We start from the raw sequence: 20,115 nt of genomic DNA on the forward strand, positions 1-20,115 counted from the left end.
ACCCCCGTCTTCTCCGCCGCCCCCGCCCCCGCTCCCACCCCCGGGTCCTTCGCCGTGATCACGCCCGTCCTCTCCGCCTTGATCACCCGTTTGTCAGTGCCGCCCCGTAGGGTGGTCGCGCTATGACGAAGCCCTCACTGCACGAACTCCTGCACGCCGCCGTCACCGCCGTCGGCGGGATGGAGCGCCCCGGCCAGGTGACCATGGCCGAAGCCGTCGCGGAGGCGATCGACGACGGCTCTCATCTGCTGGTCCAGGCGGGCACCGGCACCGGTAAGTCGCTCGGCTACCTGGTGCCCGCCCTCGCGCAGGGAGAGCGCGTCGTCGTGGCCACGGCGACCCTGGCCCTGCAGCGGCAGCTCGTGGAACGGGACCTGCCGAGAACGGTCGACGCGCTGCACCCGCTGCTGCGCCGCCGTCCGGAGTTCGCGATGCTCAAGGGCCGGTCGAACTACCTGTGTCTGCACCGTCTCAACGAGGGCGTGCCGCAGGACGAGGAGGACGGCCTCTTCGACCAGTTCGAGGCGGCCGCGCCGTCCAGCAAGCTGGGCCAGGACCTGCTGCGGCTGCGGGACTGGTCCCAGGAGACCGAGACAGGCGACCGGGACGACCTCACTCCCGGTGTGTCCGACCGCGCCTGGTCCCAGGTCTCCGTGTCGTCGCGGGAGTGTCTGGGCGCCTCGAAGTGCGCGTACGGCGCCGAGTGCTTCGCCGAGATGGCCCGGGAGCGGGCCAAGCTCGCCGAGGTGGTCGTCACCAATCACGCCCTCCTCGCGATCGACGCCATCGAGGGCGCCCCGGTCCTCCCGCCGCACGAGGTCCTGATCGTCGACGAGGCCCATGAACTGGTCTCGCGGGTGACCGGCGTGGCGACGGGCGAGCTCACCCCGGGCCAGGTCAACCGCGCGGTGAAGCGAGCGGCGAAACTCGTCAACGAGAAGGCCGCCGACCAGCTCCAGACCGCCGCCGAGGGCTTCGAACGGCTGATGGAGCTGGCCCTGCCCGGGCGCCTGGAGGAGATTCCGGAGGACCTGGCGTACGCCCTGATGGCGCTTCGTGACGCCGCCCGTACGGTGATCACCGCGCTCGGCAACACCCGCGACAAGTCCGTTCAGGACGAGGACGCCGTCCGCAAGCAGGCCCTGGCCGCCGTGGAGAACGTGCACGACGTGGCGGAGCGAATTAGCCACGGTTCCGAGTGGGACGTCGTCTGGTACGAGCGGCACGACCGCTTCGGCGCCTCCCTGCGGGTGGCCCCCATGTCCGTGTCGGGCCTCCTCAGGGAGAAGCTCTTCGCGGACCGTTCCGTCACCCTGACCTCGGCCACTCTGAAGCTGGGCGGCGACTTCAACGGTGTGGGGGCGTCCCTGGGACTGGCGCCCGAGGGCACCGAGGGGGACGACTTCCCGCAGTGGAAGGGTGTCGACGTCGGCTCGCCGTTCGACTATCCGAAGCAGGGCATCCTCTACGTCGCCAAGCACTTGTCGCGTCCCGCGCGGGACGGTGACCGGGCGGACATGCTGGACGAGCTCACGGAGTTGATCCAGGCGGCCGGCGGCCGGACCCTCGGTCTGTTCTCGTCGATGCGGGCGGCCCAGCTGGCGGCGGAGGAACTGCGCGTCCGTATCCCGGAGTTCCCGATCCTCCTCCAGGGCGAGGAGACGCTGGGCGAGCTGATCAAGGGCTTCGCTGCCGATCCGAAGACCTGTCTGTTCGGCACGCTCTCGCTGTGGCAGGGCGTCGACGTGCCCGGCCCCAGCTGTCAGCTGGTCGTCATGGACAAGATCCCGTTCCCGCGCCCCGACGATCCGCTGATGAGCGCCCGCCAGAAGGCCGTCGAGGAAGCGGGCGGCAACGGCTTCATGGCCGTGGCGGCCACCCACGCGGCCCTGCTGATGGCCCAGGGCGCCGGCCGCCTCGTGCGGGCGCAGGGCGACCGGGGCGTCGTCGCCGTCCTGGACCAGAGGCTGGCCACAGCGCGCTACGGCAGCTATCTCAAGGCGTCACTGCCCGACTTCTGGTACACGACGGACCGTAACCAGGTACGGAAGTCGCTCGCCGCGATCGACCAGGCGGCGAAGGCGCTCGAAGAAGCGTAGGAACGCCGGTGGCCCGCCACCCACAGGGGACGGGCCGCCGGGCACGGAAAGCCCAGGACCCCGGAACCGGCGCAGTGGATTCCGGGGCCCGGATCAGGGGCGCGGACGGGCACGGGAGCCGTCCGCCGCGAGGGGTCAGACGCGGCGCAGGACCGCCACCACCTTGCCGAGGATGGTCGCGTCGTCACCCGGGATGGGCTCGTAGGCGGCGTTGTGCGGCAGCAGCCACACATGGCCGTCCTCGCGCTTGAAGCGCTTGACCGTGGCCTCGCCGTCCAGCATGGCGGCCACGATGTCGCCGTTCTCAGCGACCGGCTGGCGGCGGACCGTCACCCAGTCACCGTCGCAGATCGCGGCCTCGATCATCGAGTCACCCACGACCTTCAGGACGAACAGCTCACCGTCACCGACCAGCTGGCGCGGAAGCGGGAACACGTCCTCCACCGACTCCTCCGCCAGGATCGGGCCACCGGCCGCGATCCGGCCGACGAGCGGCACGTAAGAGGCGGCCGGCTTGCCCGCGGTGTCGGTCGGCTGCGCCGCCGCCTGGTCGGAGCCCCGCACCTCGTAAGCACGTGGGCGGTGCGGGTCGCGGCGCAGGAAGCCCTTGCGCTCCAGGGCCATCAGCTGGTGCGCCACGGAGGACGTGCTCGACAGGCCGACCGCCTGACCGATCTCCCGCATCGACGGCGGGTACCCGCGCCGCTGCACTGAGTCCCTGATGACCTCGATCACCCGGCGCTGCCGGTCGGTCAGTCCGGAGCTGTCCGCCCTGATGCCTGGAGGTCGGCCGGGCAGGGCCCGCTTGGGCCCTTCATGGTTCGGAACTTCGTTCATCGCGTGCACCGGCTCGAGTCGGCCCTGGGAGCGGTCCTGGGCAGTGATGGTGGCGCTGTCTGCGGTCGTGGTCACGTCGGCCCCTCTCGATGGTCTCCCGTGCAGCACAACGGTAGTTGCTTTCGAAAGGTTGCGCCAAACACACGTTCGAGTGAAAAACCGTGGATTACCTGACGTGACCATGTGTGCAGGTGTATGGCTCGGCTGTTCCCGACGGACAAAACCGCTTATTGCTGTACTCTTCACCGCCGGGGCGGAGGCTTCGTGGGCCGCTGTCGCCGCGCGGCACAGTCTGCCACTCCCCGCTTCTTCCGCCTGGTACCGGGACCCGATTTTCTGTGGCGCCGCTCGCGTTCCGGGCGCCTTCCGGTCCGCTCCGCGACCGGGTGGACGCGCTCCGCGACGGCCGGTCCGTCCGGCACTTGCCAGTACGTGTGCGACACGCGCGTCGTGTGGGGATTTACGTGCCAAGCCCTACATCTAGTGCTTGGATTGCGGCAACAGCCCAGAAGTTGTGGTCCCCCCGGACTGAGGGCTCATGGTCATCCCCTATGCTTGGGGCTGCTTCCGCGGGGTCCAAGAGGCTCGTGGGGCTATTGAGTCGTGCTGTGAGGAGGGTTGGAGTTATGCACTGTCCCTTCTGCAGGCACCCCGACAGTCGTGTCGTCGACAGTCGTACGACGGACGACGGCACGTCGATCCGCAGGCGCCGCCAGTGTCCGGACTGCTCCCGTCGGTTCACGACGGTGGAGACGTGCTCGCTGATGGTGGTCAAGAGGTCCGGTGTGACCGAACCCTTCAGTCGTACCAAGGTCATCAACGGCGTCCGCAAGGCATGCCAGGGGCGGCCTGTCACCGAGGACGCGCTCGCCCAGCTCGGCCAGCGGGTCGAGGAGGCGGTGCGTGCCACCGGGAGTGCCGAGCTGACCACCCACGACGTGGGTCTGGCCATACTCGGCCCGCTGCAGGAACTCGACCTCGTCGCCTACTTGCGGTTCGCCTCGGTCTACCGGGCGTTCGATTCGCTGGAGGACTTCGAGGCCGCCATCGCGGAACTCAGGGAAGAGCAGGGGAAGCGCCCCGACGCGGACGATGACGTCGACAGCGTGGTCGAGGGGTGCCGGGAGAACGACCGCGGGTCCGGAGGGGCTGCCCAGGTCCCCGTGCCCGCCAACGCCGCCGACTGAGGGCGGGCCGCACCACCGGACCGTCAGGGCCGGGTGGTCGGCGGCGATCGAGACCTGTCGCGGACGGCTGTGCGAGCCGGATCGCGACACAAGACAGAACACCGTGTCACAGGAACAAAGTGGCACTTCAGGGCGTTTCAGCCCGATACAGGGAGGCGGCATGACAGAGACGGCGAGCGGTCCGGCACGGAGTTCCCGCGCCAAGGGCACCAAGGCGAGCAAGGGCCTGCGTATCGAGCGCATCCACACCACCCCCGGCGTGCACCCGTACGACGAGGTGGCCTGGGAGCGCCGTGACGTCGTCATGACCAACTGGCGCGACGGCTCGGTCAACTTCGAGCAGCGTGGCGTCGAGTTCCCCGAGTTCTGGTCGGTGAACGCGGTCAACATCGTCACCAGCAAGTACTTCCGGGGCGCCGTCGGCACCCCGCAGCGCGAGGTGAGCCTGAAGCAGCTCATCGACCGCATCGTGAAGACGTACCGGAAGGCCGGTGAGGACTACAAGTACTTCGCCTCGCCCGCCGACGCCGAGATCTTCGAGCACGAACTGGCGTACGCCCTCCTGCACCAGATCTTCAGCTTCAACAGCCCCGTCTGGTTCAACGTGGGCACCCCGCAGCCCCAGCAGGTCTCCGCCTGCTTCATCCTGGCCGTCGACGACTCCATGGAGTCGATCCTCGACTGGTACAAGGAAGAGGGCATGATCTTCAAGGGCGGCTCCGGCGCCGGCCTGAACCTCTCCCGTATCCGTTCCTCCAAGGAACTGCTCTCCTCCGGTGGCAACGCCTCCGGTCCCGTCTCCTTCATGCGCGGCGCCGACGCGTCCGCAGGAACGATCAAGTCGGGCGGTGCCACCCGCCGCGCCGCCAAGATGGTCGTCCTCGACGTGGACCACCCGGACATCGAGGACTTCATCGAGACCAAGGTGAAGGAGGAGGAGAAGATCCGCGTCCTGCGCGACGCGGGCTTCGACATGGACCTCGGTGGTGACGACATCACCTCCGTCCAGTACCAGAACGCCAACAACTCGGTCCGCGTGAACGACGAGTTCATGAAGGCCGTCGAGGCGGGCGGCGACTTCGGTCTGCGCGCCCGGATGACCGGTGAGGTCATCGAGCAGGTCGACGCCAAGGCGCTCTTCCGCAAGATCGCCGAGGCCGCCTGGGCCTGCGCCGACCCCGGCATCCAGTACGACGACACCATCAACAACTGGCACACCTGCCCCGAGTCCGGCCGGATCACCGCGTCGAACCCGTGCAGCGAGTACATGCACCTGGACAACACGTCCTGCAACCTGGCCTCGCTGAACCTGATGAAGTTCCTGAACGACGACGGCAAGGGCAGCCAGTCCTTCGACGTCGAGCGTTTCCAGAAGGTCGTCGAGCTGGTCATCACCGCGATGGACATCTCCATCTGCTTCGCGGACTTCCCCACCCAGAAGATCGGCGAGAACACCCGCGCCTTCCGCCAGCTCGGCATCGGCTACGCCAACCTCGGCGCCCTGCTCATGGCGACCGGCCACGCGTACGACTCCGACGGCGGCCGCGCCCTCGCCGGCGCCATCACCTCCCTGATGACCGGTACGGCCTACCGCCGCTCCGCCGAACTGGCCGCGGTCGTCGGCCCCTACGACGGCTACGCCCGCAACGCCGACGCCCACAACCGCGTCATGAAGCAGCACTCCGACGCCAACGGCACCGCCGTGCGCATGGACGACCTGGACACCCCGGTCTGGGCCGCCGCCACGGAGGCCTGGCAGGACGTGGTCCGCCTCGGCGAGAAGAACGGCTTCCGCAACTCGCAGGCGTCCGTGCTCGCCCCCACCGGCACCATCGGCCTGGCGATGTCCTGCGACACCACCGGTGTCGAGCCGGACCTGGCGCTGGTCAAGTTCAAGAAGCTGGTCGGCGGCGGCTCGATGCAGATCGTCAACGGCACCGTCCCGCAGGCCCTGCGCCGCCTGGGCTACCAGGAGGAGCAGATCGAGGCGATCGTCGCCCACATCGCCGACCACGGCAACGTGATCGACGCGCCCGGTCTCGCTCACGAGCACTACGAGGTGTTCGACTGCGCCATGGGCGAGCGCGCCATCTCCCCGATGGGGCACGTCCGCATGATGGCCGCGATCCAGCCGTGGATCTCGGGCGCCATCTCCAAGACGGTCAACATGCCGGAGACGGCGACCGTCGAGGAGGTCGAGGAGATCTACTTCGAGGCCTGGAAGCTCGGCGTCAAGGCGCTGGCGATCTACCGCGACAACTGCAAGGTCGGCCAGCCGCTCTCCGCCAAGACCAAGGAGTCGGAGAAGGCGGAGATCACCGAGAAGGCCGAGGAGACGATCCGGACCGCGGTCGAGAAGGTCGTCGAGTACCGCCCGGTCCGCAAGCGCCTCCCGAAGGGACGTCCCGGCATCACCACGTCCTTCACCGTCGGCGGCGCCGAGGGCTACATGACCGCCAACTCCTACCCGGACGACGGTCTCGGCGAGGTCTTCCTGAAGATGTCCAAGCAGGGTTCCACCCTCGCCGGCATGATGGACGCCTTCTCCATCGCGGTCTCCGTCGGTCTCCAGTACGGCGTGCCGCTGGAGACGTACGTCTCGAAGTTCACCAACATGCGCTTCGAGCCGGCCGGTATGACGGACGACCCGGACGTGCGGATGGCCCAGTCGATCGTCGACTACATCTTCCGCCGTCTGGCGCTGGACTTCCTGCCCTTCGAGACGCGCTCCGCGCTCGGCATCCACTCCGCCGAGGAGCGCCAGCGTCACCTGGAGACGGGTTCGTACGAGCCCGCGGAAGAGGACGTGGACGTCGAGGGCCTGGCCCAGTCGGCCCCGCGGCAGACGGACCTGAAGGCCGTGGCCACGCCGAGGGCCGAGGTCGAGGCGGCCAAGCCCGCCCCGAAGCAGGCGCACACCAGCGCCGAGCTGGTGGAGATGCAGCTGGGCATCCACGCCGACGCCCCGCTCTGCTTCTCCTGCGGTACGAAGATGCAGCGGGCCGGCTCCTGCTACATCTGCGAGGGCTGCGGCTCGACCAGCGGGTGCAGCTGACACCGGCTGAGTCGGCTGTGACCAGCTGAGATCAGCTGACGGTTGGAACACTGAAGGGCGGCGCGGCCGGTGGCTGTGCCGCCCTTCGAGGTGCGTGGCGCGATCCGTCAGGACGGGCGCGATCCGTCAGGACGGGCGCGATCCGCCAGGACGAGCGCGATCTGTCAGGACGGGCGCGGTGCGTCAGGATTGGCGCGGGGCGCCCATGACGCGGGCGAAGGTCGCCGGGTCCTCGTCGTAGCCGTGCAGGCCGGGCAGGAAGTTCCAGGCTCCGGAGTCGTCCCGAACGAACTCGGCGATGACCGCGGCCGTGGCGCCCCGGACCCCCGCGAAGTCGTCCTCCGCCAGGACGGTGTAGTCCTCGCGGATGCGCAGGGCCGGCTTGCTGACGTCGCCGAAGGTCTTCGGGCTCGCCCCCTGCTGTATGGCGACACCGATCACCACGCGTCCGTACCGGCTGTCGAGGCGGTTCAGCTCCACCGTCATGACCTCGTCCCAGCCGAAGCCCTGGCCGGTCTTGCTGTCGCGGTTGAGGGTGATGGTGCCGTCGGGCGAACGGCTGTCGAAGTGCACGACGTAGGCGGGATCGCCGCTCGGGTCGGCCGCCGGGTAGGTCGCCGCGACGATGTCGAGGTCCGTGGGCGGCTGCCCGGCAGGGCTCGGGTCCCACTTCAGTGACACCTCGACCTTGCGGATGCCCTTGTTGAGGCCGTTCAACAGAACTCTCCTCCCCGTTCTCCGGTACTGGCTGGCCGAACTGCTCCCCAGTCCAGGCCAGTTGCCCATCCTCGCATGCGTACGCCGACGCTCGTCGGGCCACAACCCGTCGGAGAGTGACCAGCGCCACGCTCCGTGGCCTTACCATGGCGCGGTGCTGGTCAAGTGGATTCGCTGCACCGTGGTCGACCGCCGCGGTTTCGAGCGGGGGCAGCGAAAGTGGGCGGGGCTTCTGGGGGAGCCGGGATTCCGTGGACAGGGTGGGGGCTGGAGCCGGGCACGACCGGGGGTGGCGCACATCTTCTCGTTCTGGGAGAGCCGCGCCTTCTACGACTCCTTCATGGCCCGCTCCCACGACCGCCTCGCCGCCTCGCAGTCCGGTACCTACAAGGACTCGCAGGTCAAGCTGTTCGACCACCGCTTCGATGTGAAGACCGGCTTCGAGCCCCGCTTCGCGGACGCCGACCTGGTGCGGGTGGCGCACTGCCGTGTGCACGAGGAGCGGGCCGAGCACTTCGCGCTGATGCAGGAGAAGGTATGGAACCCGGCGATGGCGGGTTCCCCGGGGATGCTGCGGGGGCTGTTCGGTGAGGCGCCGGGCCATGAGTTCCTGATCCTCTCCATGTGGCACTCGGCCGCCGAGCACGGCAAGTACCGCGTCGAACGCATCGAGCGCCTCGCCCTGCGAGCCCAGATCGAAGCGGATGTCGCCGCCCTCGCGGGCGACATCGTGGAGTTGGAACCGAGCTGGACGGTCTGACGAAGAACGCTGCGTCAATGCGATCCGACCTGCTAGGTTGGAAATCCGAACTCGGGTGGGTCCGGAAAACGGACTCCCCTGATCCGTGTGATCTACGCCGTACGGGACCCGACGGGTGCTCGATACGGCGTCGCCCCCTTTAGGGTTTTGGCATGGCACGACCACGGCGCATCGTCCTTGTCCGGCACGGCGAGTCAACCGGCAATGTTGATGACACCGTGTACGAGCGCGAGCCCGACCACGCTCTGGCGCTCACCGAGCTGGGCTGGCAGCAGGCCGAGGAGACCGGCAAACGGCTCCGGGAGCTGTTCGGCCGGGAGCGTGTCAGCGTCTACGTCTCCCCCTACCGCCGGACGCACGAGACCTTCCAGGCGTTCCATCTGGACCCGGAACAGGTGCGCGTCCGGGAGGAACCCCGGCTGCGGGAGCAGGACTGGGGCAACTGGCAGGACCCCGCGGACGTGCGACTCCAGAAGGCGTACCGGGACGCGTACGGCCATTTCTTCTACCGCTTCGCGCAGGGGGAGTCCGGGGCGGACGTCTACGACCGGGTCGGCAATTTCCTGGAGAGCCTCTTCCGCAGTTTCGAGGACCCCCACCACCCGCCGAACGTCCTGATAGTGACCCACGGGCTCGCCATGCGCCTGTTCTGCATGCGCTGGTTCCACTGGACGGTCGCCGAGTTCGAGTCCCTGTCGAACCCGGGGAACGCGGAGATGCGGATGCTCGTTCTCGGGGAGGACGGCAAGTACACCCTCGACCGGCCGTTCGACCGCTGGCGGGACCCGGAATCGTACGGTGCCACCAGTTAGAGTGGCAGGGCGATGACCGCTGACTCCTCTCCCGACGGCCGCCTGGAGCGTGCCCTCGCCAGCCTGCGCGGCCTCGCGGTGGGGGACGCGCTGGGCTCGCAGTACTTCGTGCCGGTGAACTATCCGCTGCTCAAGCGGCGCGAGACCCCGGCCGGTCCCTGGCAGTGGACCGACGACACCGAGATGGCCTGTTCCGTCGTGGCCGTCCTCGCCGCCCACCACCGGATCGACCAGGACGAACTGGCCCGCTCCTTCGCCGTCCACCACGACTTCGACCGGGGCTACGGGCCTGCGGTCAACCGCCTGCTGCGGCTGGTCCGCGAGGGCGGCGACTGGCGTGAACTGTCCGCCGCGCTCTTCAACGGTCAGGGATCCTGGGGCAACGGCGCGGCCATGCGGATCGCTCCGCTGGGCGCCTGGTACGCGGGCGACCCCGAGCAGGCGACGCACCAGGCGGAGATCTCCGCCTATCCCACGCACCAGCACCGCGAGGCCGTCGTCGGCGCCATGGCCGTCGCCGCTGCCGCCGCGCTGGCGGCCGACCCGGCGGGGCCCCCGACCGCCCAGGCGCTGCTCGACGGCGTCATCGCGCTCGTCCCCAAGAGTGCCGTCGCCGCGGGGCTGCGGCGTGCCCGGGACATGCTGGACTACGGCGACGCGGACACCGTCGCGGCCGTACTGGGGTGTGGCCGGCGTACGACGGCGCACGACACCGTGCCGTTCGCGCTCTGGTCGGCCGCTCGCGCCCTCGGGGACTACGAGACGGCCTTCTGGACCACCGCCCAGGCGGGCGGCGACGTCGACACGACCTGCGCGATCGTCGGCGGAGTGGTCGCAGCCGGCGGCAAGGGCGGGGCGCCTCCGGAGAGCTGGGTGGAACAGACGGAGGCACTGCCGGACTGGGCGCCCGTCCGGTAGTCCGGCGGTCGGCGGCCGGAGGGGCCCGCAGCAGCGGGCGGTCGGTGTCCGGGCGCTCGCGGAGTCCGCGCGTTCCTGGGTCTCAGGTGCCGCGGGCGCGTTTCCCTTGTCCCAGAGGGCGCAACCTCCCCGACTGTCACAGGCGTGCCACAGAGTGCTCCTCGGCCTCGGTGAGGGCTCGTCCCGCCGCATAGCCTGTCCGGCACGCCGCTGTCGATCTTGACGACAGCGGTGCCGACACACCGGTCACGAGCCTTCCGCCGCGCGGCACGCTGCCCGCGGCGGCGGACGGTGAGGGCCGGTCGGGGGAGGGGGTCCCGTGTCCGAACCACCGTCCACGCCACCGTCCACGCCGGCCCCGGACGGATCCGACGGGCGGACGCCCAGGGCGCGAGCTTCGGCCGGACAGTCCGGCTCGGAGGCGCAAGCGCCGCCGGCGGATGTCGGGGGAGAGCGCCGGGCCCATGGGCCTGAGCCGACGAAATCGGTCGCCGGGGCCGATACGGCGTCCGCCGAGACGGCGTCTGATGGCACCGCGTCAGCCGGGACGGCGTTCACCCAGGCCGCGTCTGCCAGCGTGGCTGCTGCCAAGGCGGCGACCGTCGGGACGGCGTCCGGAGGGGTGCCGTCCTCGACGCTGGGGTCGGTCGGGCTCGGCGTCCGGGAGCCCGCGCCGATCCGTACGGCGACGCTCTGGGCCGCGCTGGCCACCGGGCTGCTCAGCATGGTGCTGCTTGGCGACGGGATGGCGGTCAACCTGCTGATCGTCGCTGTACCCGCGACGCTGGCCGTTTACTTCGCCGGGCGACGGGCCGGTCGGCGGCCGCGCCACTGGGCGCTGGTCTGGGGCGGGGGAGGGCTCGCCCTGCTGGTCGTGCCCGCGGTGCGGGCCGCCGAGTGGCCCTCGTTCCTCGCGGTCGTCACCGCGCTCGCGGCGGGCTCGCTCGCCCTGCACGGCGGCCGCACCTGGCCGGCCGTCCTGCTCGGCCCCGTCGGTGTGCTGACGGCCGTGGTCACCGGCCCGGCCTGGGCCTGGCAGGGGGTACGGGAACGCGCGGGCGGCGACCGGAGCAAGGCGGGGCCAGTGCTGCGGGCGCTGGCGGTGGCGGCGGGGCTGCTGCTGGTCTTCGGGATGCTGTTCGCCTCGGCGGACGCCGCCTTCGCCGACCTCCTGGGCGCCCTGGTGCCCGACCTCTCCACGGAGGACGGGCCATGGCGGGTCCTGCTCCTCATGCTGGGCCTCTTCGGGACGCTCGCCGCGGCCCGCACCGCTGCGGCGCCGACCCGCTGGGACCGGGTCCAGGTCCCCGCCGGGCAGGCCCGCGGCCGTGTCGAGTGGGCGCTTCCCCTGGTGGGGCTCATCGCCCTCTTCGCCGCTTTCAACGCCGTCCAGCTCGCCGTGCTCTTCGGGGGGTACGACGCCGTGCTGGCGGAAACCGGGCTGACGTACGCCCAGTACGCACGTCAGGGCTTCTGGCAGTTGCTGATGGCCACCCTGCTCACCCTGGTGGTCATCGTCGTGGCGCTGCGCTGGGCTCCGCGCACCCGATCGAGTGACCGCACGCTCGTGCGCGCGGTGCTGGGAACCCTGTGCGCTCTGGCCCTCGTTGTCGTGGCATCCGCTGTGCGTCGTATGGACATGTATGTGGAGGCGTATGGGCTGACGCGACTGAGGATCTCGGTGGTGGCCATGGAGCTGTGGCTCGGCCTGGTCATCGTGCTCATCATGGCGGCCGGGGTGTGGGGCGCCCGCTGGCTTCCGCGCGCCGTCGCCGCCAGTGCGGTCGCCGCGGTGCTCACGTTCGGGTTCGGGTCGCCGGACGCGCTGATCGCCGAGCGCAATCTCGAACGGTACGCGGCGACGGGCCGGTTCGACCTGGAGTACGCCAGAGGGCTGTCCGCCGACGCCGTACCCGTCCTTGACCGGCTGGAGGAGCCCCTGCGCTCGTGCGCTTTGCGGGACATCGCCGCCGAACTGGACGAGGAGCGAGACACTCCCTGGTACGCCACGAGCTGGGGAGAGGCAAAGGCCCGGCGCGCCCTCGCGGAGCGGCCGCTGCTGCCGGAGGCGAGCGGGGCGGCGAGCGGGCCTGCGTGCGGCGAGTCGGAGCGAGAGCCGGAGCCGTTGGTCCGCTGAGATCCCCGTCCTGGCGCGTCCCTCGAGGTTCTCCTGCGGCGCCGGTGTCCACTGAGGCTCGCCCCGGGAGTGTGTCCCAGCCGGGGACGGCGCTGAGGCAGGGCTCCCTGGCCGGACCGCGCCCCCTGTCTCGGGCTTCGGGGCGTGGTCCGGCGTCGTTCGAGGGTGGTGGTCAGCCTCCGGCGGGGCCTGCCGTTCCCGCGAGAGCGTCCAGGTCGCTCTTGCGGACCCTGATGACCACCGCGGCGGTGACCAGGGCGAGAACGGCCATCGCGATGGCGGGGACGAACGCCGTCGCGATGCCGTGGGAGAGCACCTCGTGGCTCCAGGGAGCCGGAAGCTGCTGCGTCCTGGCGAACTCGGCCTTCTGCTCGGCCGACGCCTGCGCCATGAACAGCTGCACCTGCTTCTCCCCCTCCTCACGGCTGGCCGTACCGAAGACCGTGGTGAGGATGGACAGACCCAGCGAACCGCCCACCTGCTGTGTGGCGTTGAGCAGACCGGACGCCGCTCCCGCCTCGTGCGGGGCGACCCCGGAGACGGCCGTCAGGGTGAGCGTCACGAAGTTCAGCCCCATACCGAAGCCGAACAGCAGCATCGGGCCGAGCACACCGCTGAGGTAGGAGCTGTCGGGGGTGATCAGGGTCTGCCAGGCGAGGCCGAGCGCGACCAGCGTCGAGCCGCCCAGCATGAACGGCTTCGGCCCCAGCACCGGCAGGAACCTCTGCGACAGACCCGCTCCCGTGACGATCGCGACGGTGACCGGAAGGAAGGCCAGACCGGCCTCGATCGGCGTGTACCGCAGCACGTTCTGCACGAACAGCACGATGAAGAAGAACATGCCGAACATCGCCGCGGCCAGGCTCAGCATGATCACGTACGTGCCCGAGCGGTTGCGGTCGGCGAACATCCTCAGAGGAGTGATCGGCTCCTTGGCCCGGCTCTCGATGTACCCGAACGCCAGCAGCAGGACCACCGCCGCCGCGAACGAACCGATGGTCAGACCGTCCCGCCAGCCCTCCTCCGCCGCGCGGATGAAGCCGTACACGAGGGAGGCCATACCCGCCGTCGAGGTGAGCGCGCCCGCGATGTCGAACCGCCCGGGGTGCCGCTCCGACTCATTGATGTACATCGGCGCGAGCACGGCGATCAGCACACCGATCGGGACGTTGACGAAGAGCACCCAGCGCCAGTCCAGCCATTCGGTGAGCATGCCGCCCGCCAGCAGACCGATGGCGCCACCGCCCGCCGAGACCGCGGCGAACACCCCGAACGCCCGGTTCCGCTCGGGCCCCTCCGGGAACGTCGTGGTGATCAGCGCCAGCGAGGTCGGCGACGCGATCGCGCCACCCACCCCCTGGAGAGCGCGCGCGGCCAGCAACTGCCAGGGCTCCTGGGCGAGACCGCCGAGGAGTGAGGCGAGCGTGAAGACGAGAATGCCGGTCATGAAGACACGGCGGCGACCGAGGATGTCCCCGGCCCGGCCACCCAGGAGCAGCAGACCGCCGAACGTCAGCGTGTACGCGCTGACCACCCATGTCAGGTCGGTGGTGCTGAACTTGAGCGACTCTTGAATGTGCGGGAGCGCGATGTTCACAATCGTCGCGTCCAGTACCACCATGAGTTGGCAGGCCGCGATGACTGTGAGCGCGATGCCGGGACGCCCCTCCCGGCGGGCAGCTCCCGGCTTCTGATCCTGAATCAACGGAGAGGTCGTCACTATGGGTCCCCCACAAATGCCTTAGTGAACGCTCGCGTTCACTGTCGCGTCAACGGTAGTGAGTCCCCCTTAGTGAACGCAAGCGTTCACCGAAGTCGCCGCCGTCGTACGCCCCTACCGCCCGCTCGCACTCGCCGAGATCCCCACCCCAGGCTCAACGGAGAAACACAGATGGTCACTTCGCGCTGGACGGCCGCTCCCGCTCAGACGGCCTCCCCGCGCCGGCGCGGCGCCGTACTCGAACGCGCGATCCTCGATGCCGCGCTGGACCAGCTCAGCACGGTCGGCTGGAACGGCCTCACCATGGAGGGGGTCGCGGCGGGCGCCCAGACGGGCAAGGCGGCGGTTTACCGGCGCTGGCCGTCGAAGGAGGACCTCGTCGCGGACGCGCTCCAGGCCGGGTTGCCGCGCTTCGACGAGGTGCCCGACCGGGGAAACGTGCGCGACGACCTGCTGGAACTGTGTCGGCAGGCTCGTGAGGCGATGTTCTCGCGCCCCGGGTTCGCCCTGCGCTCGGTGATTCACGAATGCGACACCCTCCAGGCGGAGCGCTTCCACACAGTGATCATCGAGGGTGTCATCGAGCCCACCGTGAAGCTGTTGCGGGAGATCCTGGAGCGGGGGATCCGCCGCGGAGAGGTGCGTCCCGACGCGGCCAACGGCTATGTCCTCGACGCGATTCCCGCCATGATGATGTACCGCTCGAAGGTGTGCGGCAGCGAATGGGGCGAGCGCGAGATCGCTGAGATGATCGACCAGTTGATGGTGCCGCTGCTGCGCTCGCGGGTCGCCTGAGGCGGCCTCGCCGCAGGGTCGCGGCCGCCCCGGGACCTGGGTGTCGCGCGGCCTGACGGGCGGCGTAGGCTAAGGGCGCCATGCCGTACGAACCACCTACTCACACCGTCGAGCGCTCTCTGCGCGCCACGACCGGAGCGAAGGTCATTGCCGGTGTCGACGAGGTGGGGCGAGGTGCGTGGGCCGGTCCCGTCACCGTCTGCGCGGCGATCACCGGACTGCGTCGACCGCCCGAGGGCCTCACCGACTCCAAGCTCCTGACGATCAAGCGCCGTGAGGCGCTTGCCGAGGAACTGCTGAAGTGGGTGACGTCGTACGCCCTCGGTCACGCCTCCCCGGAGGAGATAGACGACCTGGGGATGACGGCCGCGCTGCGGCTCGCCGCCGTACGGGCCCTGGACGCGCTTCCGGTGCGTCCCGACGCGGTCATCCTCGACGGCAAGCACGACTACCTCGGGTCGCCGTGGCGCGTCCGTACGGTGATCAAGGGCGACCAGTCCTGTGTCGCCGTCGCGGCGGCCTCGGTGATCGCCAAGGTTCAGCGCGACAAAATGATGGCCGAACTGGGTGTCGAGCATGCAGACTTCGGTTTCGCGGCCAACGCCGGCTATCCGTCGCCCGTGCACAAGGCCGCTCTGGCGGAGCGGGGACCCACCCCGCACCACCGGTTGTCGTGGGCGTATCTTGATGCGCTGCCCCAGTGGCGGCACCTCAAGAAGGCCCGCAACTGGGCGGACGGAAGCGTTCCGGAGATCGAGGGTCAGCTCGGCTTCGATTTCTGACGGATTCGTTCGCACTCATGTGCCACCCGCCGACGCGAGTCGCAGCGGCGTTTGATAAACATCAGCTCATGCCTCTCATTCCCGAGGAGCCTCAGATTCACGAGAGTGCCCAGGGTCCGCGCGCCACTCCGGCCAGCGGCCGCGTCGCGCCGACCCCCCGTCCCGTACCCGGACCCCGTCCCGCGGCCCCGCCGCGTCCCGGCCGCCCGGGTCCTGCCCGGCCGGTGCCGGCCCAGCGCGCGTCGCACACCGCGACCAAGCCCGGGCCGTCCGCTCCGGCCGCCACCCCGCAGATCCAGCTGATCCCGGCCTCCGCCGAGGGCGCGCTGGACGCCGCGGAGGAAGCCGTCGACCTGCTGCTGGAATCGGGGCGCGCCCCCGGTGACGTGCTGCTGATCACCACCGGTGAACAGCATCCGTGGGCCGCTCACGAGCTGTCCTTCGGGGAGAGCGCGTACTGGGCCCAGCACGACGCGGGCGACGACGTCTTCTACGCCGACGCCTCCGCCGTCGAGCGGGCCGCGCCGCGTCCCGTGGTCGTGGTCGCCGTCAACGGCGGCGCCGATGCCCGCACCGCGCAGACACTGCCGAAGGCTCTCGGCCGGGCTCGTGCGCTGCTGATCGTCTGCGGCGACCCGCAGATGATCAACGCGGTGCTGGGCGCCGGCGTCTGAACGACCGCGGACCCTTCCGGTAGGCCCGCCAGGGCTCACCGGCGAGGGACGCGTGCCCGGCGCGGCCCTCCGGGGCCACGACGGCCACACCCCGCGACGGGGCGCTTCGGCGTGCCGGCGGGGTGTTTCGCGTGCGCGCGCGAAGGACGATGCGGCGAGGGTGGGCAAGACTCTGCCGGTGCCGGTGCCGGTGCCGGTGCCGGTGCCGGTGCCGGTGCCGGTGCGGGCAGGGTCGCGGTGCCCGCACCCAGCGGTGCGCGCACGCGCGAGCGCCCCGTAGCGGGAGTACGGGTGCTTGGCCTGAGGTGTGCCGGCGCCGCCCGTTCGACGTGAGCGGAGGGCCCGGAGGCCCTCGGGTCAGCGGGCCGCCGCTCGGCGCAGTACCTCGGAGGCCACCCCGCCGGTGCGCGGGATCGGCGGCGGTGCCACGGCCGTGGCGAACGGCTCGGCCGGTGAGTCCGCGTGGGGGCGACGGCCGCCGCGGCCCTCGCCGAGGACCTGCCAGCCGTCACGTGTCAGCGTGATGTACGCCCCGCAGCGCAGTCCGTGCAGGGTGCAGGCGTCCCGCAGCCCCCACATCCACGCCCCGTCCTCCTCCGTCCAACGCGCGTCCCCGTCACGGCAGTACAGCAGTACGGCCGTCCGCACCGGCGTGCGCCGGCGCAGGTCGTGCGGGATGACCCGGCGCAGCTGGGCGAGCAGCGCGTTACGGAACATCCAGCCGTCCGCCGGGGCCGGTCGCCGGATGAACGAGGCGCTCGCCCGCAGCCGTTCGTCGGGGTCCAGGACGGCGATGACCGCCGTCGCGGGCCGGGGCTGGTGGCGCGCGTGCAGCCCGCTCACGATCTCCCGGGGGTTGCGCAGCAGCGGAATCCCCGCGGCGGCCCACTCCGCGGGTTCGAGCAACCGGTTGGCGGAAGCGGCGGACAGGTCGGCAGACGTCGACATGGAGGCCGCCGAGGACGGAGCGAATCCGAAGGTCACGATCCTCCCTTCGGCTACGCGCCCACACTGCGGGCGGGGTCGGACTGGGGGAGCGCACGCCGCAGCAGAAGCCCTACCGGTTCACCGGTGGGCCGTGCGGGGAGCGGACCTCAATTCTTCCTGCCGAACTTGGTTGCGGCAACGAGCAATTGGGGCCACTGGCGGTTTTGTGGTGATCCACCGTTTATATCCCCGCCCCGTGGGACTCGTCGGCAACGCCCGGGGTGGCAGTGATCAACGCGCTGTTGACGCCTCGGTCCGGGGCGGAGTCACGGCCGTGGCTGCTCGTGAGGGAGGGGTCGCGTGGGGTGAGGTGGCTGAGTGTCCGAGGTATCGGGTTGCATGGGGGCATGGACACCGTGAAGCTCCGAGCCGAAGCAGACGCCATCCTCGCCGAGCTCGTCGGCGACCCCACGGGGGCGGCGAGGCTCCGGGAGGACCAGTGGCAGGCGGTGGCGGCCCTCGTGGAGGACCGGCGGCGTGCCCTGGTGGTGCAGCGGACCGGCTGGGGCAAGTCCGCGGTGTACTTCGTCGCCACGGCTCTGCTGCGCCGCCGCGGGTCCGGCCCCACGGTGATCGTCTCCCCGCTGCTGGCGCTGATGCGCAACCAGGTCGAGTCCGCGGCGCGGGCCGGCATTCAGGCACGCACCATCAACTCGGCCAACCCTGAGGAGTGGGAAACCGTCTACGGCGAGGTCGAGCGCGGGGAGGCCGATGTCCTCCTGGTCAGCCCCGAGCGCCTCAACTCCGTGGACTTCCGTGAGCACGTGCTGCCCAGGCTCGCCGCCACCACCGGCCTGCTGGTGGTCGACGAGGCGCACTGCATCTCCGACTGGGGGCATGACTTCCGGCCCGACTACCGCCGGTTGAGGGCGATGCTGGCCGAACTCCGGCCCGGCGTCCCGGTGCTCGCCACCACCGCGACCGCGAACGCGCGCGTGACGGCCGATGTGGCCGAGCAGTTGGGCACCGGCGGCGGCGAGGCCCTGGTGCTGCGCGGCCCGCTGGAGCGGGAGAGCCTCCGCCTCGGAGTGGTCCGCCTGCCCGACGCGGCCCACCGGCTGGCCTGGCTGGCGGAGCACCTTCAGGAGCTGCCGGGTTCCGGGATCGTCTACGCCCTCACCGTGGCCGCCGCCGAGGAGGCCACCTCCTTCCTGCGGCAGCGCGGCTTCGAGGTGGCGCCCTACACGGGGCGCACGGAGAACGCCGACCGGCTCCAGGCCGAGGGCGACCTCCAGGAGAACCGGGTGAAGGCGCTGGTGGCGACCTCCGCCCTCGGGATGGGCTTCGACAAGCCGGACCTGGGGTTCGTGGTCCACCTCGGCTCGCCGTCCTCGCCGATCGCCTACTACCAGCAGGTGGGGCGCGCGGGACGCGGTGTGGCCCACGCCGATGTGCTCCTGCTGCCGGGCAAGGAGGACGAGGCCATCTGGCGCTACTTCGCCGACACCGCCTTCCCGCCCGAGGCGCAGGTCCGGCAGACCCTCACGGCCCTCGCCGACGCGGGACGGCCGCTGTCGGTCCCGGCCCTGGAGACGTCCGTCGACCTCCGCCGCACCCGGCTGGAGACCATGCTCAAGGTGCTCGACGTGGACGGGGCGGTCAAGCGGGTCAAGGGTGGCTGGATCTCCACGGGCGAGCCCTGGTTCTACGACTCCGAGCGGTACGCCTGGGTCGCCAAGCAGCGGGCGGCCGAGCAGCAGGCCATGCGCGACTACGTGAGCACCTCCCGGTGCCGGATGGAGTTCCTGCGCCGGCAGCTCGACGACGAGGGGGCAGCCCCGTGCGGCCGGTGCGACAACTGTGCGGGAGCCTGGTTCGACTCCACCGTCTCGACGGAGACGCTGACCAGCGCGACACAGGAACTGGCACGACCGGGCGTGGAGGTCGAGCCCCGCAAGATGTGGCCGACGGGGATGCCCGCGCTCGGGGTGGAGCTCAAGGGCCGTATCCCCGCCTCCGAGCAGTGCTCGACCGGACGGGCCCTGGGGCGGTTGTCGGACATCGGCTGGGGCAACCGGCTGCGCCCCCTGCTGGCCGAGAACGCGCCCGACGCACCCGTCCCGGACGACGTCCTCAAGGCCGTGGTGACGGTTCTCGCCGACTGGGCGCGCTCCCCGGAGGGCTGGGCGTCCGACGGCCCCGGCTCCGCCGCGCGGCCGGTGGGCGTCGTCGCCATGCCCTCCGCGCGGCGTCCCCAACTCGTGGCCTCGCTCGCCGAACGCGTCGCCGCCATCGGGCACCTGCCCTTCCTCGGCAGCCTCGCGTACACCGCGCAGGGCGGCGGGCACTCGGCGCGCCGCAGCAACTCCGCCCGGCACCTCCAGGCCCTCTCCGCCGCCCTCACGGTGCCCGAGGAACTGGCCGGGGCCCTCGCACAGTCCTCGGGTCCGGTGCTGCTGGTCGACGACTTCGTCGACTCCGGCTGGACCCTCGCGGTCTCCGCCCGCCTGCTGCGCCGCGCGGGCGCGGGTCAGGTCCTGCCCCTGGTTCTGGCGACGGCGGGCTGAGTATGCACCGGCTTCTGTGAATGAAGGCGGAGGTGCTGTCCGACGGCGCGAGCGAGGGCGCCGACCGTCGCCCCGCCGGTCAGGGCCCGTTCCCCGCACAGTGACGTCCTGGCCTGCTCGGGGCCGAC

General features: G+C 70.8%; 15 protein-coding genes. 11 read left to right on the top strand and 4 right to left on the bottom strand.

Features of this window, described 5'->3' with window-relative positions; genetic code table 11:
• Positions 1–122 precede the first annotated feature (122 nt).
• Positions 123–2,099, top strand: coding sequence for an ATP-dependent DNA helicase (locus ACZ4Z2_RS06310; protein ID WP_468072936.1), 1,977 nt, complete (start codon positions 123–125; stop codon positions 2,097–2,099).
• 135 nt (positions 2,100–2,234) lie between these two features.
• Here the strand turns inward: ACZ4Z2_RS06310 and lexA are convergent, their stop codons facing one another.
• Entirely contained in the window at positions 2,235–3,011 is a 777-nt protein-coding gene (gene lexA / locus ACZ4Z2_RS06315) for a transcriptional repressor LexA (protein ID WP_055512494.1), read from the bottom strand.
• Positions 3,012–3,562: 551 nt separating this feature from the next.
• Between lexA and nrdR the strand changes: the two genes are divergently transcribed.
• Positions 3,563–4,123, top strand: a complete 561-nt coding sequence (nrdR, locus tag ACZ4Z2_RS06320) for a transcriptional regulator NrdR (protein ID WP_468072938.1) — start codon at positions 3,563–3,565, stop codon at positions 4,121–4,123.
• Between the two features lie 160 nt (positions 4,124–4,283).
• A complete protein-coding gene (locus tag ACZ4Z2_RS06325) occupies positions 4,284–7,178 on the top strand; it encodes a vitamin B12-dependent ribonucleotide reductase (RefSeq protein ID WP_468072940.1) in 2,895 nt (964 codons plus the stop codon).
• A gap of 183 nt (positions 7,179–7,361) precedes the next feature.
• Here ACZ4Z2_RS06325 and ACZ4Z2_RS06330 read toward each other — a convergent pair whose 3' ends face one another.
• A complete protein-coding gene (locus ACZ4Z2_RS06330; RefSeq protein WP_468072942.1) occupies positions 7,362–7,895 on the bottom strand; it encodes a TerD family protein in 534 nt (177 codons plus the stop codon).
• Positions 7,896–8,049: 154 nt separating this feature from the next.
• On the opposite strand from ACZ4Z2_RS06330, the gene ACZ4Z2_RS06335 reads away from it, so the two are divergent.
• The 4 genes from ACZ4Z2_RS06335 (at position 8,050) to ACZ4Z2_RS06350 (ending at position 12,522) form a co-directional block, all read left to right on the top strand.
• Positions 8,050–8,655 carry a YdbC family protein gene (locus ACZ4Z2_RS06335; RefSeq protein ID WP_468072944.1) on the top strand — a complete coding sequence of 202 codons (606 nt, stop codon included), beginning with the start codon at positions 8,050–8,052 and terminating at the stop codon, positions 8,653–8,655.
• 152 nt (positions 8,656–8,807) lie between these two features.
• The gene (locus ACZ4Z2_RS06340; protein WP_468072946.1) at positions 8,808–9,467 is read left to right on the top strand and encodes a histidine phosphatase family protein; all 660 of its coding nucleotides are present in this window, start codon (positions 8,808–8,810) and stop codon (positions 9,465–9,467) included.
• A 12-nt stretch (positions 9,468–9,479) separates the two neighbouring features.
• Positions 9,480–10,385, top strand: a complete 906-nt coding sequence (locus ACZ4Z2_RS06345) for an ADP-ribosylglycohydrolase family protein (RefSeq protein WP_468072948.1) — start codon at positions 9,480–9,482, stop codon at positions 10,383–10,385.
• A 622-nt stretch (positions 10,386–11,007) separates the two neighbouring features.
• A complete protein-coding gene (locus tag ACZ4Z2_RS06350) occupies positions 11,008–12,522 on the top strand; it encodes a DUF4153 domain-containing protein (protein WP_468073354.1) in 1,515 nt (504 codons plus the stop codon).
• A 172-nt stretch (positions 12,523–12,694) separates the two neighbouring features.
• Here the strand turns inward: ACZ4Z2_RS06350 and ACZ4Z2_RS06355 are convergent, their stop codons facing one another.
• Positions 12,695–14,242, bottom strand: a complete 1,548-nt coding sequence (locus tag ACZ4Z2_RS06355) for an MFS transporter (RefSeq protein ID WP_468072950.1) — start codon at positions 14,240–14,242, stop codon at positions 12,695–12,697.
• Between the two features lie 171 nt (positions 14,243–14,413).
• Between ACZ4Z2_RS06355 and ACZ4Z2_RS06360 the strand changes: the two genes are divergently transcribed.
• The 3 genes from ACZ4Z2_RS06360 (at position 14,414) to ACZ4Z2_RS06370 (ending at position 16,493) form a co-directional block, all read left to right on the top strand.
• Positions 14,414–15,037 (top strand): TetR/AcrR family transcriptional regulator, encoded by a 624-nt coding sequence (locus ACZ4Z2_RS06360; RefSeq protein ID WP_468072952.1) that lies wholly within the window; start codon positions 14,414–14,416, stop codon positions 15,035–15,037.
• 80 nt (positions 15,038–15,117) lie between these two features.
• The gene (locus ACZ4Z2_RS06365) at positions 15,118–15,819 is read left to right on the top strand and encodes a ribonuclease HII (RefSeq protein ID WP_468072954.1); all 702 of its coding nucleotides are present in this window, start codon (positions 15,118–15,120) and stop codon (positions 15,817–15,819) included.
• 68 nt (positions 15,820–15,887) lie between these two features.
• The gene (locus tag ACZ4Z2_RS06370; RefSeq protein WP_468072956.1) at positions 15,888–16,493 is read left to right on the top strand and encodes a hypothetical protein; all 606 of its coding nucleotides are present in this window, start codon (positions 15,888–15,890) and stop codon (positions 16,491–16,493) included.
• 357 nt (positions 16,494–16,850) lie between these two features.
• Here the strand turns inward: ACZ4Z2_RS06370 and ACZ4Z2_RS06375 are convergent, their stop codons facing one another.
• Positions 16,851–17,477, bottom strand: a complete 627-nt coding sequence (locus ACZ4Z2_RS06375; RefSeq protein ID WP_468072957.1) for a hypothetical protein — start codon at positions 17,475–17,477, stop codon at positions 16,851–16,853.
• 350 nt (positions 17,478–17,827) lie between these two features.
• Between ACZ4Z2_RS06375 and ACZ4Z2_RS06380 the strand changes: the two genes are divergently transcribed.
• Entirely contained in the window at positions 17,828–19,987 is a 2,160-nt protein-coding gene (locus ACZ4Z2_RS06380) for a DEAD/DEAH box helicase (RefSeq protein ID WP_468072959.1), read from the top strand.
• Positions 19,988–20,115: the final 128 nt, after the last annotated feature.

The sequence above is a fragment of the Streptomyces sp. NPDC030183 genome (assembly GCF_055573455.1).